Source organism: Rhodococcus cerastii, from assembly GCF_033042195.1.
GTDB lineage: Bacteria > Actinomycetota > Actinomycetes > Mycobacteriales > Mycobacteriaceae > Rhodococcoides.
In genome coordinates this window covers 438,125-453,904 of record NZ_JAWLKF010000002.1, presented here as the reverse complement: position 1 = coordinate 453,904, position 15,780 = coordinate 438,125, and the positions used below count along the sequence as shown (strand labels likewise).

15 protein-coding genes are annotated in these 15,780 nt (G+C 64.8%); 9 read left to right on the top strand and 6 right to left on the bottom strand.

The genetic code is table 11. The annotated features are described in order from the left end of the window. The first annotated feature begins 11 nt into the window (after positions 1–11). From R3P93_RS06485 to R3P93_RS06465, 5 genes are all read left to right on the top strand, one after another. Positions 12–1,208: a sensor histidine kinase gene (locus tag R3P93_RS06485; protein WP_317532653.1), complete on the top strand. Its 1,197-nt coding sequence runs from the start codon at positions 12–14 to the stop codon at positions 1,206–1,208. Next, positions 1,208–1,867: a response regulator transcription factor gene (locus R3P93_RS06480; protein ID WP_317532652.1), complete on the top strand. Its 660-nt coding sequence runs from the start codon at positions 1,208–1,210 to the stop codon at positions 1,865–1,867. Before R3P93_RS06485 ends, R3P93_RS06480 begins: the two co-directional genes overlap by 1 nt. A gap of 81 nt (positions 1,868–1,948) precedes the next feature. Then, positions 1,949–2,701: an ABC transporter ATP-binding protein gene (locus R3P93_RS06475; protein WP_317532651.1), complete on the top strand. Its 753-nt coding sequence runs from the start codon at positions 1,949–1,951 to the stop codon at positions 2,699–2,701. After that, entirely contained in the window at positions 2,698–4,083 is a 1,386-nt protein-coding gene (locus R3P93_RS06470) for an ABC transporter permease (protein WP_317532650.1), read from the top strand. The genes R3P93_RS06475 and R3P93_RS06470 overlap by 4 nt, the downstream gene beginning before the upstream one ends. 204 nt (positions 4,084–4,287) lie before the next feature. Then, a complete protein-coding gene (locus R3P93_RS06465; RefSeq protein WP_317532649.1) occupies positions 4,288–5,145 on the top strand; it encodes a DUF559 domain-containing protein in 858 nt (285 codons plus the stop codon). A gap of 104 nt (positions 5,146–5,249) precedes the next feature. Here the strand turns inward: R3P93_RS06465 and egtD are convergent, their stop codons facing one another. From egtD to egtA, 4 genes are read right to left on the bottom strand one after another with little or no spacing between them, the layout of a single operon-like run. Continuing rightward, complete coding sequence (gene egtD / locus R3P93_RS06460; RefSeq protein ID WP_317532648.1) at positions 5,250–6,218, bottom strand: L-histidine N(alpha)-methyltransferase; 969 nt, start codon at positions 6,216–6,218, stop codon at positions 5,250–5,252. 9 nt (positions 6,219–6,227) lie between these two features. Continuing rightward, complete coding sequence (gene egtC / locus R3P93_RS06455) at positions 6,228–6,968, bottom strand: ergothioneine biosynthesis protein EgtC (RefSeq protein WP_317532647.1); 741 nt, start codon at positions 6,966–6,968, stop codon at positions 6,228–6,230. Next, the gene (gene egtB / locus R3P93_RS06450; RefSeq protein WP_317532646.1) at positions 6,969–8,273 is read right to left on the bottom strand and encodes an ergothioneine biosynthesis protein EgtB; all 1,305 of its coding nucleotides are present in this window, start codon (positions 8,271–8,273) and stop codon (positions 6,969–6,971) included. Beyond that, a complete protein-coding gene (gene egtA, locus R3P93_RS06445) occupies positions 8,270–9,526 on the bottom strand; it encodes an ergothioneine biosynthesis glutamate--cysteine ligase EgtA (protein ID WP_317532645.1) in 1,257 nt (418 codons plus the stop codon). The genes egtB and egtA overlap by 4 nt, the downstream gene beginning before the upstream one ends. Before the next feature lie 147 nt (positions 9,527–9,673). Between egtA and R3P93_RS06440 the strand changes: the two genes are divergently transcribed. Next, positions 9,674–10,843 (top strand): aminotransferase class V-fold PLP-dependent enzyme, encoded by a 1,170-nt coding sequence (locus tag R3P93_RS06440; RefSeq protein ID WP_317532644.1) that lies wholly within the window; start codon positions 9,674–9,676, stop codon positions 10,841–10,843. Here R3P93_RS06440 and R3P93_RS06435 read toward each other — a convergent pair. Then, complete coding sequence (locus R3P93_RS06435) at positions 10,786–11,736, bottom strand: DMT family transporter (protein ID WP_317532643.1); 951 nt, start codon at positions 11,734–11,736, stop codon at positions 10,786–10,788. The two genes, R3P93_RS06440 and R3P93_RS06435, sit on opposite strands and share 58 nt — an antisense overlap. 73 nt (positions 11,737–11,809) lie before the next feature. Here R3P93_RS06435 and R3P93_RS06430 point away from each other — a divergent pair, with 73 nt between their 5' ends. From R3P93_RS06430 to pth, 3 genes are all read left to right on the top strand, one after another. Next, a complete protein-coding gene (locus tag R3P93_RS06430; protein ID WP_317532642.1) occupies positions 11,810–12,388 on the top strand; it encodes a TetR/AcrR family transcriptional regulator in 579 nt (192 codons plus the stop codon). Positions 12,389–12,630: 242 nt separating this feature from the next. After that, the gene (locus R3P93_RS06425) at positions 12,631–13,308 is read left to right on the top strand and encodes a 50S ribosomal protein L25/general stress protein Ctc (RefSeq protein ID WP_317532641.1); all 678 of its coding nucleotides are present in this window, start codon (positions 12,631–12,633) and stop codon (positions 13,306–13,308) included. Between the two features lie 90 nt (positions 13,309–13,398). Next, positions 13,399–14,001: an aminoacyl-tRNA hydrolase gene (gene pth / locus R3P93_RS06420; protein ID WP_317532640.1), complete on the top strand. Its 603-nt coding sequence runs from the start codon at positions 13,399–13,401 to the stop codon at positions 13,999–14,001. Positions 14,002–14,095: 94 nt separating this feature from the next. Here the strand turns inward: pth and R3P93_RS06415 are convergent, their stop codons facing one another. Beyond that, positions 14,096–15,730, bottom strand: a complete 1,635-nt coding sequence (locus R3P93_RS06415; RefSeq protein WP_317532639.1) for a fatty acyl-AMP ligase — start codon at positions 15,728–15,730, stop codon at positions 14,096–14,098. Positions 15,731–15,780: the final 50 nt, after the last annotated feature.

The window sequence follows — 15,780 nt, the reverse complement described above, 5'->3', positions numbered from 1 at the left end:
AGTCTGATCGAGTGCTGCGCAAGCGTTCGATCTCACGGCAGGTGCTCGACGTCGCCTACGCCGTCGTCTTCGTTCTGCTCATGATGCCGTCCACGCTGGACGGCCCGTACGGTTCCGCAGGCTTCGGCGTCCTGGTCGGTTTCGGCGTCGCGCTGGCAGTTCGGCGACGGTCACCGCGACTGTCGTTAGCACTGGCCTGGGTGCTGGCCGTCGTGCAGATGATCAGCGGGGTACTCCCCCTCTCGGCGGACATCGCAATCTTCGCGATTCTGTACTGCTCGGCCGCGTACGGCGACAACGTGCTTCGACGCCTCGGGCTCGCTTCGGCCGTCGCCGGTGGCGTGATAGCGGCTCTGTACCTGGCGTTCGTGGACGGCAATCCGTTCGGCCCGGCCACGGAAGAGGGCTTCCAGGAACCCCGACTCCTGCAGTTCGCCTTCCTCCTCGTCGGCCTGTGGGCGATGCTCGGGTTGTCCTGGGCCCTGGGTCGCTTGGCCTATGCCCGGCGCACCGCCATCGAATCCGCACACGCACGTGAGCTCGCCGAAGTGCATCAGGCCCGCGCCGAACACGAAGTGGCAATCGAGCAGGAGCGCAACAGAATTGCCCGCGACATGCACGACATCGTGGCGCATTCGCTCGCCGTGGTGATCGCGCAGGCCGACGGTGCACGCTATGTGCGCGCCGTCGACCCCGCTGCCGTCGACACTGCCCTGACGACCATCTCCGACACCGCGCGCGAGGCGCTGTCCGACGTTCGGGTGTTGCTCGGACAGCTGCGCCACAGTCAGGGCGATCTCCCGAACCCCACCCCCGACGATCTCGAGCGTCTGTTCGATCAGATGCGAGCCACCGGCCTGACCATCGACTCCTCGATCGACCCCACCGAGGTGTCGTTGGGCGCCGGGACGCACTTGGCGCTGTATCGCATTGCCCAAGAATCGTTGACCAACGCCCTGCGGCACGGTGATCCGGACCGACCGGTGACCGTGACCATCGAATCCGATTCTGCCGGCATCGAACTGACGGTGCGCAACAGCGTTCTCCCCGGGCGTTCGAGCCCCGAATCCTCCGGTCACGGTGTCGCAGGAATGAAAGAACGCGCCAGCCTCGCCGGTGGCATGTGCACCGCGTCCGGCGACGGCTCGTCGTGGACCGTGACTGCCTGGCTTCCTGCCGCCGGATCGTCCACGAAGGGAATCGACTGATGGCCGATCGAATCAAGGTGGCACTGGTCGACGACCAGCAACTGTTCCGGGCGGGCATTCGCATGCTCATCTCCTCGCAGGCCGATCTGGAGTTCGTCGGTGAGGCGGGCAACGGGAAGGAAGCCGTCGAGCTCGGCGCGTCGGCACGTCCCGACGTGATGCTCATGGACGTCCGGATGCCTGTGCTCGACGGTATCGCCGCGACCGAGCAGATCGTGGCCGGATCCGATACTCCCCCGCGGATTCTGGTGCTGACGACGTTCGACCTCGACGAGAGTGCGGCGCGAGCGATTCGTTCGGGGGCAAGCGGATTCGTACTCAAGGATGCCGACCCGGAATTTCTGCTCGCGGCGATCCGGACGGTTCATGCAGGCAACTCGGTGATCGCCGCGTCGGCGACGACGGGTCTGCTGGCGCATTTCACGCCGACACCGGTGGTGCCGAAGGTGCCGGCCGAGTTCGCCACCCTCACCGCGCGGGAGAAGGAACTCTTCCGACTCACCGCCCGCGGGCTGAGCAACTCCGAGATCGCCGAGATGGAATTCCTCAGCGAGGCGACGGTGAAAACGCACATCAGTCGCATCTTCGCCAAGCTGCACCTGCGTGACAGAGTGCAGTTGGTGGTCTACGCATTCGAGCACGGACTCACCGGAGACTGACACCGAAGTCATCCTGTAGATGTACGACGCAGAGACTCGCGCCTGATTACTCCGGTCCTGCGAATTCATAGCGTTGTGGGCATGACGATCACAGCAGGCCCTGTTGCCCGGGCATTCCAAGTCAGCAAACATTTCGGTGACTCGACCAATCCGGTGAGCGCCCTCGACAACGTCTCTCTCGACATTCACGGTGGCCAGTTCACTGCCATCATGGGGCCGTCCGGTTCCGGCAAATCGACCCTGATGCATGTGATGGCGGGATTGGACAACGCCAGCTCGGGTCATCTGATGCTGGCCGGTGCAGACATCACCTCGGCCAACGACGACGCTCTGACCACGCTGCGACGCAAGCAGGTCGGCTTCATCTTCCAGTCCTTCAATCTCGTTCCCACCCTCGATGTTCGGGGCAACATCCTGCTGCCGTTCGAGCTCGACGGCCGTGCACCCACCGCCGAGGAGGCGGCCTGGATCGAGCAGCTCATCGACACCCTGGGGTTGCAGGCGCGGGTGAACCACCGGCCGCATCAGCTCTCGGGTGGGCAGCAGCAGCGCGTCGCGATCGCCCGCGCGCTGGGGACCCGTCCACATCTGATCTTCGCCGACGAACCCACCGGCAACCTCGATTCCCGCACCGGCCGTGAGGTTCTCGGCCTTCTCGCCGCGGCGGTGCGCGAGTACGGCCAGTCGATCGTGATGGTCACCCACGACCCCATCGCGGCAAGCTACGCCGATCGCATCGTCTTCCTCGCCGACGGTCACATCGTCAACGAACTGGGACGTTCGAGTGCAGAACAGATTTCGAGCTACATGCTGGGAATGGAGCACGCATCATGAAGGCAGGTGGGTTGACGTCGGCTCAGGCGTCGAAGGAGCACGGTGCCAGTCTGCTGGTGACCTCGCTCGCGTCGTTCTTCGGTGTGGTGTTGATTCAGGCCACGGCCTTTCTGGTCGACATCTTCGGGGATACCGACGGTGCTGCCGTCACTGCGCTGTACAGCGTGGCGCTGGTGTTCATCGGTCTCGCACTGTATGTCGCGGCGGTGGTCACCTCGAACACGTTCGCGACGATCGTCGCGGGCCGCACCCGCACCATCGCTCTTCTGCGCTTACTGGGTGCACGGGCGCGTGACCTGCGTCGATCGGTGGCCAGGGAAGGCTTTCTCGTCGGATTGTTCGGTGGTGCACTCGGTTTGGTTGTCGGTATCGGAGCGAGTCATCTGGCCCGGGCCGTTGCGGTCTCGGCGGGGCAGCTGCCGGATGTGCAGTACACGTCCGTCCAACCGTTGGTGAGTCTGCCGGTGGTCATCGTGGTGCTGACGACGACCCTCGCCTCTTACGTCGGGTCTCGAAAGGTGCTGGACGTGACTCCTGTTCAGGCAACCGGGGGTGCCGTGGACACGGGAGTGGAGGCTCCGCGGTCGCGTCGAATCAGGACGGGCATGTCGATCGTGCTGATCGCCGGCGGAGTGGCACTGCTCGGGCTCGGAATCCTGATCGGGATGGTGAACCCGACGGGTGTGCTGGTCGCGTTCCTCGGCGGCGTCGCCTCGTTCACCGGCATCATGGTCGGTGCCTATCGAATTCTGCCCGCAACGCTGAGGCTGGTCGGAAAACTGTTCGGACGCGGACCTGCAGCAAGACTGGCCTCGGCCAACGCAATTCGCTATCCGGATCGCAGCACCCGTACCGCGGTTGGATTGCTGATCGGGGTGACGCTGGTGACCACGTTCGCGGTCGCGATGTACAGCTACCGGTCGATGCTCGTCAACGAGTTCGACGAAGCCTCCGTCGACCAGGTCCTCACCGTGACAGTGGGAATCATGACCGGACTCATCGGCTTCTCGGCCGTGATCGCGGCGGTCGGGATGGTGAACAACCTGCTGCTGAGCATTCTGCAGCGCACCCGGGAGATCGGTCTATTGCGTGCACTCGGATTCACCCGCAAGCAGATTCGGTCGATGATCGTCTCGGAGAGCAGCCAGATGGTGGTCGCCTCGATGGGCTTCGGGCTGATCCTCGGCATCGGATACGGCTGGGCCGCAGCACAATCGCTGCTCGGCTCACTGGATTCACGCGGACTCACGGCCCCCACTCTGCCGTGGGCCGTCATCGCCGGAACCGTGCTGTGCGGTGGCCTCCTCGCACTCGGGGCATCACTGACTCCGGCACGACGGGCTAATCGAATTTCGCCGGTGGTCGCGTTGGCGGATGCCTAGCCTCGTGTTCGACAGTGCTGGGTGATGCCCGCCGGGCAGGGTTGCGCACTATCGCCGCCGATCGACGGGATTCCGTCGATCGGCGATCGTTGTGTGCACTGGTGCCCACTCTGCCGGGCACTGCCTGTGGATAACGTCATCGAGGTATCCACAATTGCGAGATTGCCACTGTTGCAGAGGCTCCCCAGACGCAACGGTGTAGCCATGGGGGTTTACACAGTGCAGCAATTGGTGGCGCAAGGGCTCAGTACGAGCGGCATTTCGAGACGATCGCGGTCGGGGGAGCTCGTGTGCCTGCTGCCGAAGGTCTACGCGACGGAGAAACCGGACTACCTCGGACTGTGCACCGGTGCGCTTCTGTGGAAACCGGACGCCGTGTTGAGCCACGAAAGTGCGGCCTGGTTGTGGGGACTGATCGACTACGAACCGCGACTCGTCTCTGTCACGGTGGCCCCGAACGTCCAGTCGAGATCGGTGCCGTGGGTTCGAGTTCATCGCCGACGCCTCGTCGAGGTCCAGCTCCACCGAGGCCTGCGAGTGATGTCGCTGGAGCAGACGTTCGTCGACGTCGCGACCTCGTTGTCGACGCCCGATCTCGAGAAATTCTTCGACGACGCCATCGACCATCATCTGCCGTGGCGACGGGTTGCCGCACTGTGTGACACGTCGAAGGGAATGCACGGGATGGCTTCCGTCCGGAAGCAGCTTCGAACGTGCTGCCCCAGAACACGATCAGAGCCGGAGCGCGTGGTAACGCGGGCGTTGACAGCCCGCAACTTCACGATGGAGATCAATGCGCGCGTCGGAAAGTTCTACGGCGACCTGGTCGACTTTTCCGCACGAGTGATCGTCGAAATCGATGGCCGAGAGTTCCACACGGATCCCGCCACGTTCAACAACGATCGTCGACGCCAGAACGAGTTGGTGCTCGATGGATGGTTGGTGCTGCGCTACTCGGCGGCCACAGCGCTTGCCGACCTCGATCGCGTCGTGGACGAAATCATCGCCGTGGTGCGGCGTCGTCGGAAGTCGATCGCAGCAACGGACCGTCGACTCCCGTGAATACGCGGCTGCAGCGGGCAGGGTTGCGCACTATCGCCGCCGATCGACGGGATTCCGTCGATCGGCGGTCGTTGCGTGCACTGGTGCCCACTCCGGTGGACCCGCTACCCGTCCTTGCGCGCAAGAATGAGTGCGAAGCGGGAATCGGCGTCGGACCAGAGATGTTCGACGCCGAATCCCGCCGCAGCGAGTTCTTCCGTGATTCCCTCCGGCCGGAATTTCGCCGAGATCTCGGTGCGCAGATCCTCACCGGCGTCGAAGTGCACGTGCAGATCGAGGTCGGCGAGGTACACCTCCTGCGGCGCGTTGGCCCGTAGCCGCATCTCGATCCACTCCTGCTCGGCATTCCAGAGCGCGACATGCTCGAAGGCATCGGGATCGAAGTTGCCATCCAGGCGAGAGTTGATCACCGACAACACGTTTCGATTGAACTTCGCGGTCACCCCTGCGGCGTCATCGTAGGCCGGAACGAGAACCTTCGGGTCGATCACCAGGCCGACACCGAGCAGCAGGTGCTCACCGGAATCGAGGGCGTCGGCGATGGCTCCGAGAAACTCCCGGCGTTCCTCGGGGATCAGGTTGCCGAGCGTTCCGCCCAGGAATGCAATCGTACGAGCCTGGCCGCTGGGCAGATTGTGCAGCGTGTCGGTGAAATCGCTGACGATGCCGCGCACCTCGAGCGCCGGGAATTCGTGCGAGATCTGCTCGATGGCACCTTCGAGGGCCGTGACGGATACATCCTGCGGTACATAGGTTTCGAGCGACCCATGCTTCACCCCGGCAGAGAGCAGGATTTTCGTCTTCTCCGACGAGCCGGAGCCCAGCTCGATCAACATCGTCGATCCGGTTGCTTCGGCGACGTCCAAAGCATGCTCCTCGAGGAGGGCGCGCTCGGTCCGCGTCGGGTAGTACTCCGGCAGCACCGTGATCTGCTCGAAGAGCTCGCTGCCCAGCGCGTCGTAGAAGTACTTGGGCGAGAGCCACTTCGGGTCGGCAGTGAGACCGTCCCGCACGTCCTTACGCAACTCGTCGAGCAATGCTGTGTCGGCCAGATGTACGTCCACCGTGCTCATGACGCTCCTTTATGATTCCAGGCTGGAAATGGTGAGATCGGTTGTCGTGGCGACGACCATGCGTCGGTCGTCGATGAAAATCCAGTCGGGTCGATCGTCGAGGGGTTCGGAGGCGATCGTCACCGAATCCTCGGTCCGCAGAACCGACAGCGAATGATGCACCGCCGTGGCGTACATGCTCTCGCCGTCCGACAGCAGAAAATTCAGGCGCGCCCTGGGCGAGGTTGCGAAAACCCTGCAGACCAACATGCGCAGTGCCGACTCGGGATCGTGGGTGCGCAGCAGGGTCTGCAGCACGACCCACAGAGCGGCGGCATCGGTCGGCGCAGGTAACGCAAGCGCGTCGACGGGCGGCACCTCCGACCACAGGTCGGCCATCGACTGCGGCCAACCGAACACCACACCGTTGTGGCTGAACGCCCAACGGCCGTCGGTGAAGGGTGCGCATGCGGTGCGCTCCACCGGCATTCCCACGGTCGCCGATCGCACCGCCGCGATCACCGACGTCGAATCGATCTGCGACAGAACATCGTCCACCGCCGGATCGGTCCAGATGGGCATGGGATTTCGGTAGCTGTGCGCGGCTGCGTCGCCGTCCCACCACGCGACACCGAACCCGTCGGCGTTGATGGTGCCGCCGCCGCGCATGTCGCTGGGGGCATACGCCTGCACACGGAGACTGTGTTCACCGTCGGTGAGCACTCCCCCGACGGACGTGCGGGGGCCGAGATACCCGAGATGACGGCACATTCAGCTGGACTCGACGTCGCGGGCCAACCGGAATCCACTGAAGATCTGGCGGCGGATCGGGTGGTCCCAGTTACGGAACGTGCCCCGGCACGCCACCTCGTCGGTGCCGAACGACCCGCCGCGCAACACCTTGTAGTCGCCGCGGAGAAACACCTCGGAGTACTCGGCGTACGGGAAGGCCTCGAAGCCGGGGTACGGCTCGAAATCGGAGGAGGTCCACTCCCACACGTCACCGATGAGTTGGTGCACGCCTGCTGCAGAGGCACCGTCGGGATACGCGCCGACGTCTGCCGGTTCCAGATGCCGTTGATTCAAATTGGCATGTGCCGCAGTGGGTTCGGCGTCGCCCCACGGGTAGGCGTTGCTGGAGCGGGTCTCGGCGTCGAATCGCGCAGCCTTCTCCCATTCCGCCTCCGTCGGCAGACGCTTGCCTGCCCACCGCGCGTAGGCGTCGGCCTCGAACCAACACACGTGCACGACGGGCTGATGCGGTCGCACCGGACGGCGCACTCCGAAACTCCGACGCCACCAGGTGCCGTCGGAGTCGGACTCCCAGAACTGCGGCGCGGTCAGGTTCGCGTCGACGCGATGCTGCCACCCCTTGTCGGTCCACAGCTCGCGGCGTTCGTAACCGCCGTCGGCAATGAACTCCATGAACTGCGCGTTGGTGATCGGGGCCCGATCGATGGCGAACGTCGGTACGTGCACCGTGTGAGCCGGTCGCTCGTTGTCGAGGGCCCACGGGTCGAGCGAGGTCCCCATCGAGAACGGGCCTCCGGCAATGACGGCCTCACCCGACACCGGGGTGGCCGAACTGGGAGGCGCAGGAGCGGTCAGAACCGCTGGTCCCGAACGTAGTTGATGGGTCGCGAGCATGGTCTCGTCGTGTTGCTGCTCGTGCTGGGCGATCATGCCGAACGCGAAGCCATGTTTCTCGACCGGTCTACCCTCGAAAGTGCTGTGGTCGAGCACATCCCAGGCCTTGTCACGGACGGTCTGGACATAGACGCGTGCCTCGTCCGGAGTGAGCAGCGGAAGCGACGTCCGCGAGGAACGAGAGTGTTTGAAGGCGTCGTACAGCTCGTCGATGTCGGGACGCACCGGATCGCGACCACCGACATCACGGACGAGCCAGAGCTCTTCCTGGCTACCGATGTGGGCGAGATCCCAGACCAGCGGGCTCATCAACGGCGAATGCTGCGACATCAGTTCGGTCTCGTCCACGCAATCGGTGAGCGCCGCACTGCGGGCTCGGCTGCGCGTGAGTACCGTTTCTATTCTGCTCCTGAGTTGTTCGGCGCTCACACCGATTCCTTTCGAGTCCGAAGTTCCCGTGCCGCCGTGTCGAGTTCGCTCGGCGTCTCGCCGGCACTGCATCGTCGAGACGCTGCCGACAGGTGGTCGGAGAACTCGCCACCGACCTCCGCTGCGAGGTCGAGCAATTCGGTTGCGGCTCTGCGGAGCTCGCGGTCTGCCAGCCCTACGCGGGCCGCGTCGAGCCACCGTCCCGCCGTCCCGCCGCCGATCTCGGTGGCTCGGGCCACCAGCTCGGGTGTGGACAGCAGCGCCTCGAACGCCGCCGCCGGAACCACCCACTGCCCGTCCGGCTGCGCGTCGAGATAGCGAATCTCGAAGTGCCCGCAGGCACGCACCTGAGGGAACAGGGTAGTCAGGTGGTAGTCGAGATCGCTGTAGGTCGGCGGGCGTCCGACGATGCCGGGATTGTCCACCCACTGCGCGAACGTGGTGCCCTGCGGCGCTTCCCAGTTCTGCGTGACGCCTTGGATGCAGAGCAACGGAACGTCGAGCGCCCACCGGGCGTAGTCGGTGATCGGGTCGCCGGTGTTGGGCACCGACGTTCTGCTGGAATCGGTTCTGCTGGAATCGAGTTCGAGCCAGGTCCGCATCCGCTGGGATGCCCAGCGTCCCGCGGGTGCGCCGGAAAGTTCGGGAGAGCGAGCGAACGCAGCCACGAAGGCAGGACCGATGACATGAAGCATGTGCCAGCGCGAGGCGACCTCGGCACGATCACGACCCGCGTCGACGCTCACTTGAGCCGCTGCGGTGTTGCACATCATCAGCTTTCCGAAGGGGCCGATGGTGGTGAACCGATTCTCCATCGCGCAGTACCGCGGTAGCACGAGGAGACGTTCGGGTGCCCGAGCAGTATCGGCCGGAACGGACGCGATGTCGATGCCGGCCTTACCGAGAATGTCCCGCAGCAGCCGCGCATCGGCGTCGAGCATCGGTGCGAGTTGGGAAACGGATAGATAAGGCGAACTGGACAATTCGACCTGACCGCCGGGTTCGACGGTGACGATACTGCCGCCCGGCAACGACAGGGCGGGTGACTCGGGATCGATACTGCGCGGGGAGTGAACACCGAGCGCAGCGGCCAGAGCTGGGAGGGTCGGACGCGTTCCGTCGTCGAGGGCGGTGAGCCACTCGAGTTCGGCACCGATGAGAGCCGGTGGCCCCAGCTTGAAACACACCTTCGATACATATGCCTCTGCTGCCGGGCGCGAGCTCAGCCCGAGAGACTTCTCGTTGGACGACACTCATTCCTTCTTTCCGCACTCAACACGTTCTCCGCTCGGAGTACGTACCCAGCCGCGGGGATCGAAAACGCCGCGATCCCTCGTCTGATCGAGGCTACCGATTGTGGAACTCTGGTGCCCGAGAGTTCGCTACCGAAAGGACGACCGATGCTCGATCACGACCGCATTCGACGCGACACCCCCGGTGCGTCGGGCCGGGTCTTTCTCGACAGCGCCGGATCGTCTCTACCTCCGAGCGTCGTCCTCGATACCGCGATCGCGCACCTGCGCCGGGAAGCGGAAATCGGTGGCTACCGGGCCGCGAACGAACGACTCGATGATCTCGCCGCGGTCAAGACCTCGATCGGAACCTTGATCGGAGCCCCGGCGTCGAGCATCGCATTGAGCGATTCTGCGACCCGGGCCTGGACAGACTTCTTCTACTCGGTGCCGCTGTCTCCCGGTGACCGAATACTGCTGTGCGAGGCCGAATACGCCAGCAACGCGATCTCCGCCCTCCACCGCGCCGAGGTCACCGGCGCAACGGTGGAGATCGTCCCGAGTGACGAATCGGGACGTATCGACGTACACGCACTGGAATCGATGCTCGACGACCGGGTGAAACTGATCTCGGTGGTGCACGCCCCCACCAACGGCGGACTGATCAATCCGGCCCGTGCCGTTGCCGATCTCGCGCACCGCCACGTCGCACTGGTCCTGCTCGACGCCTGCCAGTCCATCGGGCAGATGCGCATCGACGTCGAGGAATTGGGAGTCGATGCCCTCTCGGCCACCGGCCGCAAATGGCTGCGCGGCCCCCGCGGAACCGGCTTCCTCTATCTGCGACCGGGATTGGCGTCGACGCTGCATCCGCCGGCCCTCGACCTGCACAGCGCTCAATGGGTGGACCGACAGACGTATCGAATGGCCGACGATGCCACGCGATTCGAGTTCTGGGAATGCGACGTCGCGGCCAGACTCGCGCTCGGGGCGGCCGTCGACTATCTCCTCGAGCTCGGTGTCGACCAGGTCGAGGAAGCCGTTGTCGAACGTGCCGAATACCTGCGGGCCGGGCTCCGGAAGATCCCCGGAGTGACCGTGCACGACCTCGGCGACCGCAAGAACGGCATCGTCTCGTTCACCGTGGACGGCGAAGATCCCGTGGCCGTGCGCGACCGACTCGGGGAGCGCGGGGTGACCGTGACCGTCAGCCATCGCAGCTCGACGCGCCTGGACATGACCGGCCGGGGACTCGACGCGGTCGTTCGTGCATCTCCCCACTATTTCGTCACGTTCGCCGAACTGGACACGATGCTCGCTGCGCTCGCACGTGCATGAGACTTCGTCGCAGGGGTCGAAGTTTCGCTCACACGGGTTTTGCGGAGATACAGCCCGACGCCGACCGCTGAGACCGCGAGTCCACCGATTCCGAGCCAGGTGATCGCGTCGTCGAACATGAGCCAGGCCCACAGCATCGTCGTCGGCGGGGTCAGGTAGAGCAACACACTGGCGCGGGTGGGCCCGTTGCGACGCACCACGAACAGGTACGCGCCGTACGCACCGAAAGTCGAGAGCACGACCGTCCACGCGACAGCTGCCCAGAAGCCCGTCGTCATGGGCGGTGCGACATCACCGGCCAACGCGCTCCATGTCATGAAACCGGCTGCGCTGATAGAACATTGGATGGCCATCGCCAGCGCGATCGGCTCCTTCGGTGCCAGCACTCGTTGACCGATCGTGCCCATCGACAGAGCCAGCATCCCGGCCGCCGGTAGTAGGTAGACGGGCCAGGCGAGGTCGGCACCGGACATATCCCCCAGCACCACCAGCGAGACACCCGCGATGCCGACGACGAGCCCCAGACTCTGCCGCCCTCCGACTCGTTCGCCGAAGATCCGGCTCGATGCCGTCGCGACGACCAGCGGCTGCAGTGCGGCGATCAATGCGGCGACTCCCGGTGGCACTCCCATCCCGATCCCGGTGATCGTGGCACCGAGGTAGAGGAACTGACAGAAGAGGCCGAGGACCGCGTGGATTCGGATGGCATGCCAGGTGGGGGTCAGCCGCCGGTACCGGCACCAAGCGATCAGTAGCACCGCAGCCGCGACATAACGCCAGGCCAGCAGAGTGTGCGCGGGGGCTTCGGCTGTACCGAGTTCGGCTCCGATGAAGCCCGAACTCCACAGCACCACCAGGGCCGTACCTGCAACGGCGTCGACATTCGCTTTCATGCTGCGATGTAAACATACAGGTCTGTATACTTGCAGTGCACCTGCTTCTCACCAGCGCTTTCGGAAGGCAACCATGCTCGACAAGCCCCTCACCCCCGCCGGAGAACGCATCCTCGCCGTCGCCAGCGAGCTGTTCTACGCCCGCGGCATCCGAGCTGTCGGAGTCGACCTGATCGCGGAGGAGGCCGGCACCACTAAGAAGACCCTGTACGACCGATTCGGCTCCAAGGACGGCCTGGTGCAGCGATACCTCACCCGTCGATACGCTCTGTGGTGCGATCACGTGACGGAATTCGTCGATGCCCTCGAACCCGGCGACGCCCGCATCCTCGGGGTGTACGACGCCCTGGACGTCTGGATGCGCGACAACCATCGCGGCTGCGGATTCGTCAACGCCTTCGCCGAGTTCGGCGGCACCGACAGCCCGGTGCTCGCGATCATCGAGTCCGAGAAAGCCTGGACCAGATCGTTGTTCGCGCGACTGGCCAGCGAAGCCGGATATCCCGATGCCGAACAGCTGGGAACCCGGCTGTCGGTGCTGCACGAGGGCGCGGTGGTCATGGGGACGGCAGGAGCTCGCGATGACGCCATCGTGGTCGCGCGGGGCATCGCGTCGGATCTGCTCGCTGCGCTCGCAGGTGCACGACAGTAACTGCGGTCGTTACGCCGGCTCCACTCCGGGCTCGTAGCAGGGGTCGAGCTTCCACGCACGTGACGTGGTCGTGTATTGTTTCCCAGGTTGTCTCGGCGAGGGTAGATCCGAATAGTTCCGGATCCACCGTTATCGACGCGGCTCGGCCCCGTTGGCCGCGCTCGTTCGTGTCCGCCCCGACGAGCTTGACCGCCCGACGAAGTACGCCGCACGAACCACATTTATCAGGAGCATCCAGCACCATGGCATCGAAGGTAAACAATCTCACCGCGCTCGTCCGCACCGAATTCGGCAAGGGCGCTGCCCGCCGCACCCGTCGCGACGGCCTCGTTCCCGCCGTTCTGTACGGACACGCCACCGATCCCCAGCACCTCGCTCTGGACGCTCGCGCGTTCGCAGCCGTGCTGCGTAACGACGGCACCAACGCCGTGCTGACCCTCGACATCGACGGCAAGTCGCAGCTGGCGCTGACCAAGTCGATCGTCGTGCACCCGATCCGTCGCAGCATCGAGCACGCCGACCTCCTCGTCCTGAAGAAGGGCGAGCGCGTCACCGTCGAGGTCAACATCATCGTCGAAGGCGATGCAGCTCCGGGCACCCTGGTCGTCACCGACTCCACGTACATCGAGATCGAGGCCGACGCCCTGGAGATCCCGGAGAACTTCGTCATCTCCGTCGAGGACAACCAGATCGACACCCAGTACTACGCAAAGGACGTCGAGCTGCCCGAGGGCGTCACCCTGATGTCCGACCCCGAGCAGCTGCTCGTCAACGTCGTCGAGGCACCGTCCGAGGAAGAGCTCGAGGCAGACGGCGAAGGCACCGAGCCGATCACCGAAGAGGGCGAGGCCGAAACTCAGGAAGAGGCCGAGAGCCACGAGGATTCGGACGACGAGGAGAGCAAGGACAGCGACAGCTGATCTCTCTCCACCGACCGCGTACGACGCGCTGCTCCCACATCGGGAACAGCGCGTCGTTCGTTTCGAAGGCGTGATGCGACAATGACGAGCGTGAGTGTTGACCCCGTGAGTGCCGAAAGTACAGCGCCTGCCCTGATCGTCGGCCTCGGCAATCCCGGCCCGCAGTACGAAAAGACCCGCCACAACGTCGGTTTCATGGTCGCCGACGCCCTCGCCGGACGCATCGGCGGGGCGTTCTCCTCGCACAAGAAGTCCAACTCCGACGTCGTCCAGGCCCGCCTCGGTTCTCGCTCGGTGATCATCGCCAAGCCGCGGACGTTCATGAATCTCTCGGGCCAGCCGGTGGCTGCGTTGGCGCGATTCTTCTCGATCGAACCGGCGAACATCGTGGTGGTGCACGACGAGCTGGACATCGACTTCGGCGCTCTCCGACTCAAACTCGGCGGCGGCGAAGGCGGCCACAACGGGCTGCGCTCCATCTCCCAGCACCTGAGCACCAAGGACTACCTGAGGGTTCGCGTCGGCGTCGGACGGCCTCCGGGGCGAATGGATCCGGCGTCGTTCGTACTCAAGCCGTTCTCGGCTGCCGAGCGCAAGGATCTGGGCGTGGTCGTCGAAGAAGCAGCGGACGCCGCGGAACTCCTGCTCTCGGCCGGCTTGGAAGCAGCGCAGAACCGGGTGCACCCGCGCTGAAGCTCACACCCCTGTTGCACGGTGAGCGCCTGTTCTCACCTCCGAGCACACGCGCGCACCCCACAGAAAGGGTGTGAGGTCCCCGCCGTTCGTGTCAGTTCAACAGCGACGCCGAATTCGCCCGTCGCAGTTTGCCGCTCGACGTCTTCGGAATACTGCCCGGCCCCAACACCGCAACTGTTCGCGGTCGCACACCCACCTCCGAGTGCACCGCGTGGATCACCTCCCGTTCGATGCGTTTGACCTCGTCCGGCTTGTCGATGTCGTTGGTTTCCACTGCCACAGCGAAGCTTTCGCGCTTCTCACCGGCATCGAGCCGGATGGCGACGGCATTGCCCGGCCGCACACCGGCAACAGTGCCCGCGGCCCGTTCGATGTCGGTGGGATAGATGTTGCGACCACCCATGATGATGACGTCCTTGATACGTCCGCAGACGACCACCAGTTCGTCCTCGGTGATGTAGCCGACGTCGCCGGTATCGAGCCAGCCGTCCGCGTCGAGCGTCGACACCGGTCCTTCGACGGTGATGTAGCCGGGGGTGACGGCCTTGCCCCGCACCTCGATGATGCCCACGCCGCGGGCGGTGAGCACCTGTCCCTCTTTGTCGACGACGCGTCCCTCCAATCCGGGAACGAACTTGCCGAGCGTCGCGAGAGAACGGGTGTTGCCACGGGTCGACGGGACGGCGCGACCGAGGGTCTCGAGCAGGTCCGCGTCGACCACATCGATCACCTGCCCCTGGTCGGGATCCGGAATCGACACTGCGAGAGTCGTTTCCGCCATTCCGTAGACCGGAGCCAGAGCGAGTGGGTTGAGCTTGTACGGGGCCCCGGCCTCGGCGAGCGCGATCATGGTGTCCGGGTCGACCGGCTCGGCTCCGTTCCAGGCATAGCGCAGAGTGGACAGATCGAGATCCAGATCGTCCTCGGCCTGACGCAGCCGCCGCGCCAGCAGCGAGTACGCGAAGTTGGGTGCTGCGGTGACGGTTCCGCGGTACTTGTGAATAAGCTTGGCCCACAACAGCGGCGAGCGCAGGAAGTCCAGTGGAGTGATGCTGACGACCTCGGCACCGACCTGCATCGGCACCGACAGAAAGCCCACCATCCCCATGTCGTGGAACAGGGGCAGCCAACTGACCATAACATCGGAATCGACATCGAATTCGATGCGATCGATCATGGCGTAGGCATTGACGTAGAAGTTCTCGTGTGTGATCCGCACGGCCTTCGGCGAACCGGTCGAGCCGGACGTCAGTTGCTGCAGCGCGATGTCGGACTCGGCCGTCGGCACCGGATCGATATCGCGACCGGTCTTCATGTCCTCGATCTTCAGCACGGTGATGCCGCGCTCCTCGAGCACGGGTGCGGCGATATCGAACGGTGCCCCGAGAATCACGGCCTTGGCCTCGATCATCCGCACGACGGTCTCGGTGTCCTCGCCCCAGACGGCGAGGTCGGTCCGCGGAGTGGGCTGGTGCAGCATCGTCACCGATCCCCCGCGCATCCACGTCGCCTGGCACGCAGGCGCGATGTCCACCGGCTGACCGGCCAGAATCCCGATCGCGTCCCCGTGTTCGACGCCTGCGTCGGCCAGAGCCCCGGCCATTCGCCGCGCCTGCTCGTGGATCTCACCCCAGGACTGCCGAAGCGCCTCGTCGGGCTCGCCGGTGACCAGACCGTGCTTGCTGGTGCTCGCGGTCTCGAACGTCTCTTCGGTGAACTTGCTCAACGCACGTCTCCTCGTGAGGGATCTCCCGGCCTACCGTTCACAGTAGGCAC